11 protein-coding genes are annotated in these 15,904 nt (G+C 71.9%); 5 read left to right on the plus strand and 6 right to left on the minus strand.

The window, feature by feature from the left end:
* Positions 1 to 5 precede the first annotated feature (5 nt).
* The 4 genes from ACQP0P_RS22565 to purF are packed head-to-tail and all read right to left on the minus strand — an operon-like array spanning position 6 to position 4,555.
* Positions 6 to 1,034 carry a hypothetical protein gene (locus ACQP0P_RS22565; RefSeq protein ID WP_433380403.1) on the minus strand — a complete coding sequence of 343 codons (1,029 nt, stop codon included), beginning with the start codon at positions 1,032 to 1,034 and terminating at the stop codon, positions 6 to 8.
* A 40-nt stretch (positions 1,035 to 1,074) separates the two neighbouring features.
* On the minus strand, positions 1,075 to 2,316 hold the full coding sequence (locus ACQP0P_RS22570) for a DegT/DnrJ/EryC1/StrS family aminotransferase (RefSeq protein WP_433380406.1): 1,242 nt from the start codon (positions 2,314 to 2,316) through the stop codon (positions 1,075 to 1,077).
* A complete protein-coding gene (locus tag ACQP0P_RS22575) occupies positions 2,313 to 3,023 on the minus strand; it encodes a class I SAM-dependent methyltransferase (protein WP_433380408.1) in 711 nt (236 codons plus the stop codon). Before ACQP0P_RS22575 ends, ACQP0P_RS22570 begins: the two co-directional genes overlap by 4 nt.
* 32 nt (positions 3,024 to 3,055) lie before the next feature.
* On the minus strand, positions 3,056 to 4,555 hold the full coding sequence (gene purF / locus ACQP0P_RS22580; RefSeq protein ID WP_433380411.1) for an amidophosphoribosyltransferase: 1,500 nt from the start codon (positions 4,553 to 4,555) through the stop codon (positions 3,056 to 3,058).
* 120 nt (positions 4,556 to 4,675) lie between these two features.
* On the opposite strand from purF, the gene ACQP0P_RS22585 reads away from it, so the two are divergent.
* The 3 genes from ACQP0P_RS22585 to ACQP0P_RS22595 are packed head-to-tail and all read left to right on the plus strand — an operon-like array spanning position 4,676 to position 10,988.
* On the plus strand, positions 4,676 to 4,879 hold the full coding sequence (locus ACQP0P_RS22585) for an MbtH family protein (protein WP_386308593.1): 204 nt from the start codon (positions 4,676 to 4,678) through the stop codon (positions 4,877 to 4,879).
* 56 nt (positions 4,880 to 4,935) lie between these two features.
* Complete coding sequence (locus ACQP0P_RS22590) at positions 4,936 to 7,401, plus strand: non-ribosomal peptide synthetase (RefSeq protein ID WP_433380414.1); 2,466 nt, start codon at positions 4,936 to 4,938, stop codon at positions 7,399 to 7,401.
* On the plus strand, positions 7,365 to 10,988 hold the full coding sequence (locus tag ACQP0P_RS22595; protein WP_433380417.1) for a condensation domain-containing protein: 3,624 nt from the start codon (positions 7,365 to 7,367) through the stop codon (positions 10,986 to 10,988). Before ACQP0P_RS22590 ends, ACQP0P_RS22595 begins: the two co-directional genes overlap by 37 nt.
* A gap of 153 nt (positions 10,989 to 11,141) precedes the next feature.
* Here ACQP0P_RS22595 and ACQP0P_RS22600 read toward each other — a convergent pair whose 3' ends face one another.
* Together ACQP0P_RS22600 and ACQP0P_RS22605 are read right to left on the minus strand one after the other, a co-directional pair.
* Positions 11,142 to 12,032 (minus strand): serine hydrolase, encoded by an 891-nt coding sequence (locus tag ACQP0P_RS22600; RefSeq protein ID WP_433380420.1) that lies wholly within the window; start codon positions 12,030 to 12,032, stop codon positions 11,142 to 11,144.
* 36 nt (positions 12,033 to 12,068) lie between these two features.
* Positions 12,069 to 12,950, minus strand: coding sequence for a LysR family transcriptional regulator (locus ACQP0P_RS22605; RefSeq protein ID WP_433380423.1), 882 nt, complete (start codon positions 12,948 to 12,950; stop codon positions 12,069 to 12,071).
* Positions 12,951 to 13,062: 112 nt separating this feature from the next.
* Between ACQP0P_RS22605 and bla the strand changes: the two genes are divergently transcribed.
* Positions 13,063 to 13,998, plus strand: a complete 936-nt coding sequence (gene bla, locus ACQP0P_RS22610; protein ID WP_433380426.1) for a class A beta-lactamase — start codon at positions 13,063 to 13,065, stop codon at positions 13,996 to 13,998.
* A gap of 171 nt (positions 13,999 to 14,169) precedes the next feature.
* Positions 14,170 to 15,618 (plus strand): argininosuccinate synthase, encoded by a 1,449-nt coding sequence (argG, locus tag ACQP0P_RS22615; RefSeq protein ID WP_433380429.1) that lies wholly within the window; start codon positions 14,170 to 14,172, stop codon positions 15,616 to 15,618.
* Positions 15,619 to 15,904: the final 286 nt, after the last annotated feature.

Here is a 15,904-nt window from a genome sequence, read left to right on the forward strand (position 1 = left end):
GGCCTTCAGGAGGCGCGGGGCAGCACCCGGGGCTCCGCGCCCAGCTCGCGCAGCTTGGCGCGGACCTCGCCGGGACTCTCCCCGGCGACGGTGAGCCGGGAGGTGGCGAACACCTCGCCGTCGGCGTCGGCGATCGGTGCGCCGCTGTAGGGGACCTCGCCGCTGAAGCGGGCGGCGCAGAGGTGGTCGCGGAGCTCGGGCCTGGCGTGCAGGGAGAAGATCGGCAGCCGGGTGGCCATCGCGGCCAGCCGCATGGTGCCCGACACCCGGGGGTTGATCTCCAGCAGGTGCACCTCGCCGGCCGGGGTCAGCAGGAACTCCGCCTCCAGGTAGCCGTGCGCCTCGGTCAGATCGGCCAGCCGCTTGCCCACGGCCCGCAGCTTGCGGTCCCAGGTGCCGCCGAGCGCCGGGTCCGGGCAGAGCCGCAGCCGCTGCCACGGCGGCACCAGGTCCTGGGTGGTCGGACCCTTCCACACCGGCGGGAAGGTCGCCGTGCCGTGCTCGTCGCGGTAGATCAGCACCGAGTACTCGACCCCGTCGACGTACAGCTCGCCCAGCTCGTTGGGGGCCAGTCGGCACTCGCCCGCGCGGGCCAGCCGGGTGCCGGCACTCTGCGTCCCGTGCCGATCCTTGATCACCACGGGGGTGTCGGGGCCGGCCTCGGGCAGCGGCTCACCGGCCCGCGCCCACGGTGGGGAGACCAGGCGGTAGCGGTCGAAGAACTCCTTCATCAGGATCTTGTCGCTGCCCAGCGAGGCGCAGAGCCGTGACTGGCACTCGGCCCGGTGGCCGAGCTCGCGGAGCCGGAACGCGAGCAACTGGTCGCGGCCGAGCGTCGCGTGGCTGGAATGGAAGATCACCGTCGCCCGCGGGGCCCGGCCGATCGCCTCCAGCAGCGGGGCCACGTCCACGCCGGCGTCCTCCCCGGTGAAGACGGCCCGGTCCTCGGAGGCGAGGTCGACGAAATGGCCGAACCAGCTCTCCAGGCTGGCGGGGGCGACGGCATGGATAACGGGAAACGTCTGTCGGCTCATTTGGATTACTCCGGAATCGACGCTGGAAACAGGGGCGACGTTACCCGGTACGGGCCATCGAGAATGCCTCGTCGAACGCCTCCAGATACGCACCGACCAGCGGCGAGTTCTGTTCCCAGAGGAAATTAACCGGCAATTTCATCCAGCGGGCGAACAATTCCGCGGAACGCGGAAACGGACGGTCGTTCACCGTGGCCGCGGCCCGCACCGCGGCGGCGACCTGGGGTGACCAGTCAGGCGCGGTGCCCTGGAAGAGGGGGAAGACGTGCAGCGGCCGGGTGGCCGGGGCGCGCACCTTCAGACCGCGCTCCTGGCCGGCCGCCACCAGGCCGTCCCTGCTGAACGGGCACTCCGGCGTCACCTCGACGACCCCGTCGTACCACGCGCCCATCGTGACGCCCTCGGCGATGGGGGAGGGGCGCACCCCCGGCAGCTCGCCGAGCCCCGAAGACAGGGCCGACATGTTGGCCACCCGGCGCTCCACCAGCTCGTCCAGCCGGTCGAGGTGGCTCTGGGCCAGTACCGCGCCGGGCGTGGAGATACGGAAGTTGCCGCCGAGACCGGTCAGCAGGAACGGCCGGTAGCGGACGGCGTCGATGGTCAGGTCGGTGCGGTGCCGGAAGTTGGTCAGCAGGCAGGCGCGGGCGAAGACGTCCTCGGAGTCGGTCAGCAGCATGCCGCCCATGCCCCCGGAGACCAGCTTCCTGCCGCCCACACTGAAGATCGCGATATCGCCCAGGGAACCCACCGGCCGGGAACGGAAGGTGGAGCCGTGGGCGTGCGAGCAGTCCTCGACCAGGGCGAGCCCGCGCCGGGAGGCCACTGCCCGCAGGGCGTCCATGTCGCAGCTGTGGCCCCACAGATGGGTGACGACGATCGCGACGGTACGCGGCGTGACCAGTGCCTCCACGGCCGAGGGGAGCACGTTCCCGGTGGCGTCGCCCGCGTCGCAGAGCACCGGCACCGCGCCCAGCAGGAACAGCGGCGAGGCGGTGCTGAAGAACGTGAGGTCCGGGACGATCACCTCGTCACCGGGGCCGATGCCCAGCGCGAAGTAGGCGGCCAGCAGTCCCGCGGTACCCGAGGTGAGCGCCAGGGCGTGGACGCGGCCGTGCCGCTCGGCGAACGACCGCTCCAGCTCGGCCAGCTCGGGCCCGTAGTCGTAGTCGAACGTGCGCCCCCGCGTCACCAGCTCGGCGACCCTGGCCGCCACGCCGTCGTCGTAGACCGGCCATTCGAGCGGGTGCGGCGGGCCCGCGGGTCCACCTTCCAGCGAGCTCACCCGTCCACCTCCCGGCGCGCCACCAGCCTGGTCACCGCGTGGGTGTGCGGCTCCTCGTGGCCGGTGTGGGTGTGGGTGGAGTCGGTGTCGGTGGCGCTCAGCACGGTCCATCCGTCGTACCTGGCGAGGTACCAGTCGTGGGGCAGCAGGACCGGCAGGCGCATCTCGCCGGCGGGAGGCCGGTAGGCGTGGCCGCCGTTGAACATCAGCAGGGCGTTGACCCCTCCCGGGGAGGTCGCGGCCTGGAGCCTGGCGATGACGTCGGCCACCTGCCTCTCGTCCCGCAGCCAGTGCAGGACGCTGCACGCCAGCACCCCGTCGAACGAGCCGGGCGCGAGCCGGGTGGTGCGCGCGTCGCCCCGGCGCCACTCGATCCCGCCGGCCCCACCGCCGGTACCGCCCCAGGCCCGCGCGCCGTTCTCCAGCGCGGCGGCCGACACGTCCATCGCCAGCACCCGCGCGCCCCGCTGGGCGAGTCGCACCGCGTTGCGCCCCTCGCCACACCCCACGTCGAGCACCGTGGGCGCGCCCGCGCCAGGTGGAGCGGAGGGCGGAGCGATCTCCTCGGGTGCCGGGGGCAGCGAGAGCGCGTCCGCCAGGGTGTCGGAGATCCCGTCCGGCCTGCGCCCCCACAGGCAGGTGGTCCGGGTGTAGCGGGCGTCGCAACCACCGTCGTCGTAGCCGTTCGATCGCGTGTGAGGTCTCATCTGGCGGAGGCTAGGCGCGGCCCTGAGCACCGTCAACGGAGGTGGGCGGCCGCCGTGCGCCGCGGGGTCCGCGCGGGTACGAGCCTCGACCTGTCGCGCGCCGAGCTCACCCGGGTGGGGTAGTCGCCGGTGATGCACCCCTCGCAGAGGCCCTCACCCGCCGCGCTTCCGAGCGTGTGCCGCATGCCCGCCACCGACAGATGCGCCAGGCTCGTCGCGCCGATGATCCGGCACACCTCCTCGCCCTCGCGCCCGGTCGCCACCAGCTCATCGGTGTCGACGATGTCCACCCCGTAGTGGCAGGGCGAGATCAGCGGCGGCGCGGCGATCCGCACGTGCACCTCGCTCGCCCCCGACTCGCGCAGCAGCGCGACGATGCGCCGCATGGTGGACCCGCGCACCATCGAGTCGTCGACCACCACGACCCTGGCCCCGTCCACCGGCGAGCCGACGGAGAACTTGCGCCGCAGCCTGCGCTCACGCCGTCGCGGGTCGGGCTCGATGAACGTCCTGCCCACCCGCTCGTCACGGACCAGCGCCCCGGCCAGCGGCAGCCCCGCCGCCCGCGCGTACCCGCGGGCCGCCGGCACGCCGGAGGCCGGGACGGCCACGACCAGGTCGGCGTCCACCGGGGACTCCAGCGCCAGCCGCTCGCCGAACGCCACCCGCGTCGCGCCGGTTCTGGTGCCGCCGATCCTGGAGTCCTGCCTGGTCAGGTAGAGGTGCTCGAAGACGCAGAAGCTGCGCGGGGCGGGCTCCGCCACGTGGTGTGCCCCGATCGGGCGGCCGTCGCGCAGCACCAGCACCTCGCCCGGTTCCACCTCCCGCTGCTCGGTGCAGCCGAGCGCGTCGAGGGCGCAGGTCTCCGAGGCGACGACCGCTCTGCCCTCGGTGAACCCCGCCACCAGGGGGCGCAGGCCGTGCGGGTCCCGGAAGGCCACGAGGTACTCGCCGACGGCGCACACCACCGAGTACGCGCCCCGCAGCACCCGCGTGGCCCGCGCGACCCCGGCCACGATCGGGCCGGGGTCCGCGGGGTGCCGGTCCTCCGGGCCGGATGCGGCGCCGAGGAGCATGCCGGGTGTCTCGCCCGCGTCGGCGAGCAGGGCGAGGATGATCTCGGAGTCGCTGGTCGAGCGGAACCCGTACCCCTCACGGCCGAGCCGGGCGCGCAGCTCGGCGGCGTTGACGAGGTCCCCGTTGTGCGCCAGCGCGATGCGCCGTGCCTCGTGCACGAAGGGCTGGGAGTTCTCCGGCACCGTGGCGCCGGTGGTGGAGTACCGGGTGTGGGCGACCGCCACTCTCCCGGCCCGCCAGGCCGCGAGGCCGTCACGGGCCGGGTCATCGTGGGACGGGTCACCACAGGCCGAGCGGGAGGCGAAACCGAGCGCCCGCCGGACCCGCACGCCGCCGGGGCCGGCCACCGCGATGCCCCAGGACTCCTGGCCGCGGTGCTGCAGGGTGACGAGCCCGTCGAAGGCCGGTTGCCCGGCTGTTCCTTCGATAACGGATACACCGACTATTCCGCACATACGCTCCCCTTCAAAACCCTAACATTTCCCGAAAAATGCGTTAAATCGCTTCTGTCTGGCCATGGCATTGTTCTGCTGGCAGGCCCTGTCGAATGATGAATGAAGCGAAGGAGACGCAGAATGTCGGAGAACGCCGAGTACACGGTGGTGCGCAATCACGAGGAGCAGTACTCCATCTGGTGGACCGACCGTGACATTCCCGAGGGCTGGCGGAGTGTCGGCCACAGCGGCACCCGCGAGGAGTGCCTGGCCCACATCGAGGAGGTCTGGACGGACATGCGCCCGCTGAGCCTGCGCCGGTGGATGGACGGCGAGCGGTCCTGACCCGCGGGCGCACCGACGAACAGTCCCGGAAGGAACGGTCCCCGAAGGAGGAGCCGATGGACACGATCCAGGAGCACGACGCGCGCCTGGTCGTCGAGGAGTGGAACCGCACCGAGCTGGCCGACGAGCCGGCGACCGTCATCGAACGGTTCGCCGCCCAGGTCGCCAGGTCGCCCGCCGCCACGGCGCTGACGGACGAGGAGGGCACGGCCCTCGGCTACGACGAGGTGCGCCGCGCCGCCAACCGCCTGGCCGGGCACCTGCTCGGCCTCGGCCTGCGCACGGAGGACCGCTGCGCCGTCTACCAGCGCCGTTCGGCCGGCATGGTGGTGTCCATGTTCGGCACGCTGGCCGCCGGGGGCGCCTACGTCCCGATCGACGAGGGCAACCCACCCGAGCGGGTCGAGGCGATCCTGCGCGACGCCGGCACCGCCGTGGTGCTGGCCGACTCCACCACCGAGGCCGAGGTGCCGCCGGGCCCGTGGTTCGTGGTGAACGTCGACGACCACCCGGGAAGGGAGGAGGGCGATCCCGGGGTGCCGCTGCACCCGGCCAACCTCGCCTACGTCATGTACACCTCCGGCAGCACCGGGACGCCCAAGGGCGTCCTCATCGAGCACCGCGCGGTCACCGCGTTCGTCCGGGGCGCCCAGCACCTGTACGGGCTCTCCCCGCAGGACCGCCTCGTGCAGTTCTCCTCGATCGCCTTCGACGTCTCCACCTTCGACGCCTTCGGGGCGCTGCTGTCGGGGGCCACCCTGCACGTCGCCGCCGCCGAGACCCGTACCTCCGCCGAGCGTTTCCGCGACCTGCTGCGCGAGCGGCGCATCTCCGTCTACATGGGCACCCCCGGCATGCTGAGACTGCTGGAGCCCGAGGACTTCCCCGACCTGCGGGTGCTCGCGGTCGGCGGTGAGAGCTACTCGGGTGAGTTCACCACCCGCTGGGCGGCCGGGCGCAGGTTCGTCAACAGCTACGGGCCCACCGAGACCACGGTCGGTGTCATCACCCAGGAGTGCCGGGGAAGCTGGGACAGCTCACCGCCCATCGGGCGCGCCATGCCCAACCACCGGGCCTACGCCCTGGACGCGTCGATGTGCCCGGTCCCGATCGGCACGGTCGGCGAGCTGTACGTCGGCGGTCCCGGCCTCGGCCGCGGCTACCTGGACCGCCCCGGCACGAGCGCGCTCTCCTTCGTCCCCGACCCGTTCGCCACCACACCGGGCGAGCGGCTCTACCGCACCGGCGACCTGGTGCGCTGGACCGCCGACGGCGAGCTGGTCTTCGCCGGGCGGGCCGACCGCCAGGTCAAGGTACGCGGTGTCCGCGTCGAGCTGGAGGAGATCGAGCAGACCCTCCGCAGGCATCCGGCGGTCGCGCACGCCGTGGTCGAGGCGGAGGCGCGGGGCGACGGCGACGCCCGCCTGATCGCCTACGTCGTCTCCACGACGGGGGAGCCGCCCGGCGTGACCGAGCTGCGCGAGACCGCCGCCCGGTGGCTGACGGCCCCGTTGGTCCCCAACGAGTTCGTCCACATCCCGGAGATCCCGCTCACCCCGGCAGGCAAGGTCGACCACGACGCCCTGGCCGCGGCCCGACAGGAACGCGCCGGCACCGGCACCGACGCCGGCACTGACGATGGCACTGACGATGGCACCGAGTGGACGCCGACCAGGCGCAGGGTGGCCGAGGAGATCGTGAAACCGCTGCTCGGCGTCGACTCTCTCGGCCCGCACGACCACTTCTTCGAGCTGGGCGGCACCAGCATCCAGGTCATCCAGCTCCTCGGCCGGGTTCGCACGATCTTCGGCATCGAGGTGCCGGTCGCCGACTTCTTCGACCGGCCCACCATCGCCGGGGTCGCCGACGCCGTCGACTCAGAGGTCCGCTCCGATCTCAAGGACATCGTCCGCGAGGGCTGGGACGACATCGCCGACCGCTACGCCGCCTTCCAGTCGGAGTTCTCCGACGGCCCCCGTATGCAGTGGACCGGCCACCTGCTCGCGATGCTGCCCGCCGGTGGCTCGGTGCTGGAGCTGGGCGTCGGCGGCGGGCACGAGTCCTCGCGCCGCCTGGCCGAGGCGCACGCCCTCACCGCCGTCGACATCTCCGCCGAGCAACTCAAGCTCGCCGAGCAGACACTGCCCGGCGCGACGCTCGTGCAGGCCGACATGGCCCAGGCGCGGTTCCCCGACGCCGCCTTCGACGCCGTCGTGTCCATCTACACCCTCACCCACCTGCCGCGCGAGGAACTGCCCGGCCTGCTGGGCGACATCGCCCGCTGGCTGAAGCCGGGCGGTCTGCTGCTCGCCACCCTGATGACCGAGGACATCCCCGGCGCGATCGAGGAGTGGTTCGGCTCGACCATGTTCTTCTCCGGCTTCCCCACCGAGGAGAACCTTCAACTGCTGCGCGCGGCGGGCCTGGTACCCGAGCGCGAGGAGGTCGTGGCACAGCGGACACCGCTCGGGGAGTCGCGCTTCCTGTGGGTGATCGCCAGGAGGACGGAGACAGCGTCGTGACCGGACTGCCCGTCCGCACCGCCCCGCTCTCCTACCTGCAGGAGCAGCTCTGGTTCGTCGAGCAGGACGATCCCGGCAACGGCTCGTACAACGAACTGAAGGTACTCGTCCTGGACGGCACGCTGGACGCGGCCAGGCTCGGCCGGGCATTGGAGCGGGCGGTGGCCCGGCACGACGTGCTGCGCACCACCTTCGTCTACCAGGGAACCGAACCGGTGCAGGCGATCTGGGCGCGGGGCCCCGTACTGCGCGAGGCGCCCGTCGGCGGCGAGCAGGCGCTCATGGAGTACGCCCGGGAGGTCGCCGAGGCCCCCTACGATCTGGCCTCGGGGCCGCTGCTGCGCGCCTCGCTCGTCACGCTCGGCTCGGAGCGGCAGGCGCTCGTGCTCGGGGTGCACCACATCATCAGCGACGGCTTCTCGATGAACCTGCTGCTCGACGAGCTGGACGCGGCCTACCGAAGTGAGCCGCACGGTGGGACCTCGATCGAGCCGGCGGGCGAGACGCCGGCCGGACCGCCGGGCGAGACCCTGGCCAGGTCGCAGGGGGAGTCATCGGGTGGGCCGCTGGACGAGCGGCCCGCCCAGTACGGCGACTTCGCCCGCTGGCAGCGCGAGCGGTTCGCCGGCGGCCGCCTGGCCGCCGACGTCGAGCACTGGCGGCGGGCGCTCGACGGCGCGCCCACGGTGCTGGAGCTGCCCGCCGACCGGCCCCGGCCGCGCCGGCGGGACAGCGCGGGCAGGCGCGAGCGCTTCCCGCTCGCCGGTGACCTGACCGACCCGCTCGGCGAGGTCGCCGAGCGGGTCGGCGGCACCCTCTTCACCGTGCTGCTCTCGGCCTTCGCCGCCACCCTCTACCGCTACACCGGACGCGGCGACATGGTGCTGGGCACCGGCGCACCCGGCCGTCCCGGACGCGAGTTCGACGGCGCGCTCGGCTTCTTCGCCAACATCGTGCCGGTACGGCTGCGCCCGGCGGGCGAGGTCCCCTTCACCGAGCTGGCCGACGCGGTCAGCGAGGCCGCCTTCGACGCCTTCGACCACCAGTACGTGCCGTTCGAGAAGCTCGTGGAGTTCCTGCAGCCCGAGCGCGACGCCGGGCACACCCCCCTGGTGCAGGTCGTCTTCACCATGTGGGACGCCGGCGCGGCCGAACGCTCCCTCGGCGGCGTGCCCGCCGCCGAGATCGAGGTGACGCGCGGCCGGTCCCGCTTCGACGTGGCGGTCGAGGCGGTACGGCGGGGCGAGCGGGTCGACTTCTTCGTCGAGTACGACGACGCCCTCTTCGACGAGGCCACGATCGCCCGCCTGATGCGCCACTACGAGCGGGTGTTGCGGGCGGTCGCCGCCGACCCCGCCCAGCCCCTCTCGGACATCCCGATGATCTCCCCGGAGGAGTGGGCCACCCTCACCCAGGGCGACGTGAGCGTGCTCGATCCCGACGGCAACGTGCTGCCCGCCGGGGCCGTCGGCCAGCTGGTCCGCCGTTCCGGCGAGCACGGACCCACCGGCCGCCTGGCCGTCCGCAGGCCCGACGGACGGGTGGTCGAGCGCGGGCGCGAGGACCGGCTGGTCGGTTTTGGTCCCTTCCAGGTGCAGCTGGAGGACGTCGAGGAGGTCCTGCGCGCCCACCCCGCCGTACGAGATGCCGCGGTCATCGCGGTCGAGGGCGGCGCGGGACGCGAGCTGGTCGCCTACGCCGTCGCGGAGCAGTCGCCCGGCGATCTGCGGACCGTTCTGGTCGAGCGGCTGCCGCAGTACATGGTGCCCGCCGCCATCGTGGCGGTCGACCACATCCCGCGCGGCGAGGACGGCCGTATCAGGACCGCCCTGCTGCCCGAGGCGGCCGAGATCGGCGAGCGGGCCGGGCTGCCCGCCCTGGAGGCCGCGCTCTGCGTCATCTGGGCGCGCGTCATGAACCTCGACGAGGTGGAGCCGGACGACGACTTCTTCGCCCTGGGCGGCCACTCGATGCTGGCGGCCCGGCTGGTACGCGAGATCGCCTCGGTGCTCGCCGTACGCGTCCCGCTGATGGCCCTCTTCGAGCACTGCACCCCCGCAGACCTGGCCGACTACCTGGCGGCCAGGTATCCCGCACTGGAACACACGCTCGCCGACGCGAGCCGCGCCAACCGCGCAGGGCAGCCCATGATGGGGCGGACGACCGGCGGTGCCGGTCGCCCGGACCCCACCGCGGGACAGGCCGGGGAACCGGAGCCGGAGCAGACGCCTGACGACACGGACCGCGCCGAGCCCGCCGGGCAGGCCGTACCGGACGGCGCGGAGCCAGGCGGCTGCGCGCTTTCCACCGCGCAGCTGCAGATCTGGATCAACGAGCAGCTCGCGGGCGGCGACGCCCGGGACTTCATCGCCGCCGTCACCTACCGGGTGCGCGGCCCGCTCGACGTGGACGCGCTGCGCGGGGCTCTCGACGCGCTCGTCGCCCGGCACGAGAACCTGCGCGCCCGGGTCGCACTGGTGGGCGACGTGCCGGTGCTGCGCTTCGACACCGGGGTGTGCGTCGAGCTGCCCGTCGAGGACCTCACCGGCCTGCCCGAGGCCGGGCGGGCGGCGGAGGCGGCCCGCCGTACCGCCCGTGACGCCGAGCGCGGCTTCGACCTGTCCGTCGCCCCCCTGGTGCGGGCCGTTCTCTACCGTCTGGGCGACGGCGACCACGTCCTCGCGCTGGTCCAGCACCACCTGGTCACCGACGGAGTCTCGATGGGACTGCTCGTCGGCGAGCTCGGCCGCCGGTACTCCGGCCGCGACACCGCGGCCGCCGCACCGCACCTGCGCTTCTCCGACTACGTGGCCTGGGAGCAGGCCTGGCTCGGCGGACCCGAGGCCGCCGCCTCGGAGCGGTTCTGGCGGGAACGGCTGCGCGAGGCCCCCGAGCTGGTCCTGCCCAGGACGCGCGACGGGCGGCGGGAGAGCCGCGACACCGAGATGATCGCCCATCATCTGCCGCCCGCGGACTCGCGCCGGCTGCTCGCGCTGGCCAGGCGGAGCAGGACCACGCCCTACATGCTGGTGACCGCCGCCTTCGCCGCGATGCTGGCCCAGTGGAGCGGCCAGGACGACGTGGTGATCGGCACCACCGCCGACAACCGCCCGCTGCCCGGCCTGGAGGGCGTGGTCGGCTGCTTCGTCAACATGGTGGCGCTCCGCCTCGACTGCGGTGGCGACCCCACCTTCACCGAGCTGGCCGGGCGGGTGCGCCGGACCGTCCTGGAGGCGTACGCGCACCAGAGCACCCCGTTCAACGAGGTGGTACGGGCACTGAAGATCCACCCCGACCCGCGCAGGATGCCACTGTTCCAGGTGACCTCCGACTGGGCGGGCGACGGCCCCGCGGTGCCGGAACTGGCCGGCTGCGAGGTCGGCTTCGACTACGTGCACACCAGGGCCAACCGCTACGAGCTGGAGATGTACGCCGGGATGGCGGGGGAGCGGGTGGTGCTCGACCTGGAGTACGCCGTCGAACTCTGGGACCGGAAGGAGGCCGAGGACCGCCTGGCCCGGGTGGCCGCGCTGCTCACCCGTGCCGTGCCGGCCCCGGACACGAGGCTCTCGGCACTGCTCAGCTGACCGACCGCAACCCGGATGCGGCGATCGGCTGTACCGAAGGAATGATTCATTAAAGTCGACACAAGCCCTGCCGGTTTATTTGCGAAGATCTCTAATCATGCGCGAGCTGACCCGGTATGCGACACCTGGGCGGCTCCCGTCGGCAAGGTCGTACTACAGCCTGTCATGTCGTAGCCGGTCGCGGAGGGTTCGTGCGACCTGTGCCATGAGCGCCTCGGCTCCTGGCTGGCTGATGGCCGGTACGCGGGATTCGGTGAGTACGGCGACGGCGAAGGCCTGGCCGTCGGCGTGCTCGACGACGCCGACCTCGTGCCGGAGGTTGAGCAGCGTTCCGGTCTTGGAGGACCATCTGGAGGCGTCGGAGCTGAAATCGGGGGTCAGCCTCTGGCGCAGAAGGTTGTCGGCCATCAGGCCCCGTACCCGCTCGGCCACGTCAGGGTTGATCGAAGCCGGGGTCCACAGTGCCTGCAGGAGTTCGACGAAGGCCCGTGCGGATCCCGAGTTCGCGCGGGTCACGTCCAGTTGCGGGACCCGGTGCCCCCGCCCGGCCGTTCCCGCCTCGATGGCGAGGAAGTGGGCGAGGTGGACCTCGCCGGGATCGAGACGTTCCGCCGGAGTCTCGATGAGCTCCTGGACGGTGTGGCGGATCGCGATGCCGTGCAGCCCCAGCCCGTGCAGCATCGCCGAGACCTCGGTGGGCGGGGTGAGGGCGAAGAGCGCGTCCGCCGCCGTGCTGTCGCTCACCGCGATGCTGAGGTAGAGCAGGTCGTCGATGGCGACCCGGGTCGGGTGCCGGAACCTGCCCAGCCCGGTCGGTCCCGGCACGGTGATCCCGGTCGGCCGCACCAGGATCTGGGTGGAGCCGTTGAGTTCCCCCTTCCGGATGCGTTCGAGCGTCGCGACGGCGAGCGGGACCTTGACGAGTGAGGCGATCGGGAACTCCAGGTCCGGCTCGATACCGATCTCGTCACCGGTGTGCAGATCCCGGACCAGGAACGAGCCGTTCAGTCCGGCGTCGTCGAGCTCTCGCCGGAGCTGTCGCATCAGCTGCTCGACCTTGATGGTGCCCCTCCGTCCTGATCATGCCTGGTCGTACGCGCCGAGGCAGCGGGCGATCGGGTGCCGGAGCCGGGTCCGGATGCGCTCCGCGTCGGTCCCGACGGCGGCCGACACCTCGAAGCCGCGGACGAGTTGGATCTCGCCGACGGGGCGCCAGTGTAGTCCCAGTTCCTGGGCCTGCCCGGCCGGGCAGAGCAGGAGATCCGCCGAACCGAGGACCTCCGCCACGGCGGAGGTGAGCGTCGCCGAGACGCCGACCTGCGCGGGCTGGAGACCGACGGCGTCCCGGATCCGGAACATCGGGTCGCGGATGTGCGGGACGTCGTCCTCGGGCTGGATCCAGATCCGGCGCCTCGGTGACGACCGCGCGGCGCGGCCGGCCCGGAGCGTCTCGATGTAGATCGTCTGCACGGGGAGATCCGCGGCGCCGGCGAGTCCGAGCCGTACCGACCAGGTCGCGTCGCCGGGCGGTACGGCGATGAGGGCGGCACGGACCTCGCGAGAGCGGACGAGTTCCGTCCGTTCGGCCGGTGGAGCAGTATGAAAGTGCAGGTAGACGCCCTTTTGGCGGGCCTCCGCGGCAAGGCGTGCCAGGTCGCGGACGGGCACGATGCCGGGAACGGCGAGCCGGAGCGGACTGAGCTTGGCCTGCTCCGCCTCGTACTCCATGTCGTCGGCCAGGCGGACGAGACGCTTCGCCGACGGAAGCATGTCCCGGCCGAACTGGGTGAGTACCGCCCCGCGCGACGACCGGTCGAACAACTGCTCCCCGAGGTGCTTCTCCAGGGCGGCGATCCGGCGGCTCGCGACCGACTGCGGCACCCGGGTGGCCGCCGCCCCCTCCGTGAAGCTCCCTCGCTCGCTCACATTGACGAACGCTCGCCAGGCTCCGAGGACGTCCACGAGATGATCGTATGCCGTTTCAGCATAGAACTCGCTACTTTCGTCTTTGACCGCATCAACCGGCGGCGTGAGACTGCCTGTCGCATCCAACCCGCAACCGGAAGGCATCACCATGCGTCTGCGACACGCCGCACTCTCGATGCTGGCATCACTCACGCTCGTCCCGCTGATGGGCGTCACCGCGGCAGGCCACGCGTCCACCGCGTCCGCCGCCTCGCCGGTTACCCAGGTGGTATCGGGAGAGGCCCAGGCCAGGAAGGAACTGCGCACGCTGGAGGCGTCCTTCAAGGGCCGCATCGGCGCGTACGCCATCGACACCGCCACCGGTAAGACGGTCACCTATCGTGCGGCCGAGAGTTTCCCGATGCTCTCCACCTTCAAGGCGATCGCCGCCGCGGCCGTGCTGCACAAGGCCCGCACCTCGGAGCCCGGTCTGATGGACAGGGTCGTCCGCTGGACGGACGCCGAGGTGAAGGAGAACTCCCCGATCACCAAGGATCATGTCAAGGACGGGCTGACCGTCGCGCAGCTGTGCGAGGCGGCCATCACCCGGAGCGACAACACCGCGGGCAACATGCTGCTCAAGCAGCTCGGCGGCCCGGCCGGCCTGACCGGCTACTTCCGGACGCTGAAGGACCCGATCTCCCGGCTGGACCGGTGGGAGACCGAGCTCAACGACTGGAACCCCAAGGAGCGGCGCGACACCACGACGCCCGCGGCCATGGGCCGTGACCTGCGCGCGGTCACGGTGGGAAAGGCCCTCAACGCCAAGGACCGGGCGCGGCTGAACACCTGGCTGATCGCGAACCAGACCGGCGACGCCCGCATCCGCGCGGGCCTGCCCAAGACCTGGAAGGTCGGCGACAAGACCGGTACGACCTCGCAGTACGCGGCCGCGAACGACATCGCGATCGTCTGGCCCGGTGAGTCGGCCGCGCCCATCATCATGTCGATCTACACCAACGGCAGGGCCGCGGACGCGGTCCTCGACAACCAGGTGATCGCGGACACCGCGACGATCCTCGCCCGAGGCCTCGGCAAGCTCTGAGGCGCCTGGCGGGGTGACCGCTGACCGGCTCGCGCCGGGCGGAGAGTCCGTACTCCCGCGGGTGGGTGGCGTTCGGTGAACAGCGCAGGTGGCCACGGCCGCAGCGGGTGAGATCGCGAGCCGCGGATCGAGATTTTGAATGACCATGCAACTCAGTGCATAATCTTGTTTATGTCCAAGGTTCTCACCTCCCTGCCCGCCGGCGAGCGCGTCGGCATCGCCTTCTCCGGCGGCCTCGACACCTCGGTCGCCGTCGCCTGGATGCGCGACAAGGGTGCCGTTCCGTGCACCTACACCGCCGACATCGGCCAGTACGACGAGCCCGACATCGCCTCGGTGCCCGGCCGCGCGGTGACGTACGGCGCCGAGATCGCGCGCCTGGTCGACTGCCGCGCGGCGCTGGTCGAGGAGGGCCTGGCCGCGCTCACCTGCGGTGCGTTCCACATCCGCTCGGGCGGGCGCGCCTACTTCAACACCACGCCGCTCGGTCGTGCCGTCACCGGGACCCTGCTGGTCCGGGCGATGATCGAGGACGACGTGCAGATCTGGGGCGACGGCTCGACGTTCAAGGGCAACGACATCGAACGGTTCTACCGGTACGGCCTGCTCGCCAACCCCCACCTGCGCATCTACAAGCCCTGGCTCGACGCGGACTTCGTGTCCGAGCTCGGCGGCCGCAAGGAGATGTCGGAGTGGCTGCTCGCCCACGACCTGCCCTACCGCGACAGCACCGAGAAGGCCTACTCGACCGACGCCAACATCTGGGGCGCCACCCATGAGGCCAAGACCCTGGAACACCTTGACAACGGCATCGAGACCGTAGACCCGATCATGGGCGTGCGGTTCTGGGATCCCACGGTCGAGATCCTCGCCGAGGACGTGACCATCGGCTTCGACCAGGGCCGCCCGGTGACGATCAACGGCAAGGAGTTCGCCACCCCGGTCGACCTGGTGATGGAGGCGAACACGATCGGCGGGCGGCACGGCCTGGGCATGTCGGACCAGATCGAGAACCGGGTGATCGAGGCCAAGAGCCGGGGCATCTACGAGGCGCCTGGGATGGCGTTGCTGCACGCGGCGTACGAACGGCTGGTCAACGCGATCCACAACGAGGACACCCTGGCGAGCTACCACACCGAGGGGCGGCGGCTCGGCCGGTTGATGTACGAGGGCCGCTGGCTCGACCCGCAGGCGCTGATGCTGCGAGAGTCGCTGCAGCGCTGGGTCGGCACGGCGGTCATCGGTGAGGTGACGCTGCGGCTGCGGCGCGGTGAGGACTACTCGATTCTGGACACCTCAGGCCCGTCCTTCAGCTACCACCCGGACAAGCTGTCGATGGAGCGTACCGAGGACTCGGCGTTCGGCCCGGTGGACCGGATCGGCCAGCTCACCATGCGCAACCTCGACATCGCCGACTCGCGCGCCAGGCTTGAGCAGTACGCCGGCCTCGGCATGGTCGGCACCACCCATGCCGCGCTCATCGGCGCCGCCCAGGCGGCCTCGACCGGACTGATCGGCGCGATGCCGCAGGGCGGCGCCGAGGCCATCGCCTCACGCGGAGAGGTCTCCGGCGACGACGAGATGCTCGACCGCGCCGCGATGGAGTTCGGCACCGACTGAACCGCCGCCGTCTACGGCACCTCTGAGATGACGCGACTCCGGGGACCGGCTTCCGGAGAGCAGCGGCAGCCCCCGATCGGCCTCAGGGCCACCGGGGGCCGGCTCACCATATGCCGTCGGACAGCTCGCTGAGGACCGGGGCCCAGCACTGCTGGGGATCGGCGATGGCGAGCGGCTCGTAGGTGAACAGTTCGAGGACGAGGTTGTCCCCGAAGGTGCGGGATCCGGAGCCGGGTGCTGCTCGGCCGCTCCAGGCGGCCTCATGGAAAGTACTTGACGATATGGA

Source organism: Streptosporangium sp. CA-115845 (assembly GCF_050943795.1).
Taxonomy (GTDB): domain Bacteria; phylum Actinomycetota; class Actinomycetes; order Streptosporangiales; family Streptosporangiaceae; genus Streptosporangium.

Excerpts from the sequence above, each read along its gene's own strand:
- ACQP0P_RS22565 (WP_433380403.1), bottom strand. The coding sequence starts at position 1,034 with ATGAGCCGACAGACGTTTCCCGTTATCCATGCCGTCGCCCCCGCCAGC.
- ACQP0P_RS22575 (WP_433380408.1), bottom strand. The coding sequence starts at position 3,023 with ATGAGACCTCACACGCGATCGAACGGCTACGACGACGGTGGTTGCGAC.
- purF (WP_433380411.1), bottom strand. The coding sequence starts at position 4,555 with ATGTGCGGAATAGTCGGTGTATCCGTTATCGAAGGAACAGCCGGGCAA.
- ACQP0P_RS22585 (WP_386308593.1), top strand. The coding sequence starts at position 4,676 with ATGTCGGAGAACGCCGAGTACACGGTGGTGCGCAATCACGAGGAGCAG.
- ACQP0P_RS22590 (WP_433380414.1), top strand. The coding sequence starts at position 4,936 with ATGGACACGATCCAGGAGCACGACGCGCGCCTGGTCGTCGAGGAGTGG.
- ACQP0P_RS22600 (WP_433380420.1), bottom strand. The coding sequence starts at position 12,032 with ATGCGACAGCTCCGGCGAGAGCTCGACGACGCCGGACTGAACGGCTCG.
- bla (WP_433380426.1), top strand. The coding sequence starts at position 13,063 with ATGCGTCTGCGACACGCCGCACTCTCGATGCTGGCATCACTCACGCTC.
- argG (WP_433380429.1), top strand. The coding sequence starts at position 14,170 with ATGTCCAAGGTTCTCACCTCCCTGCCCGCCGGCGAGCGCGTCGGCATC.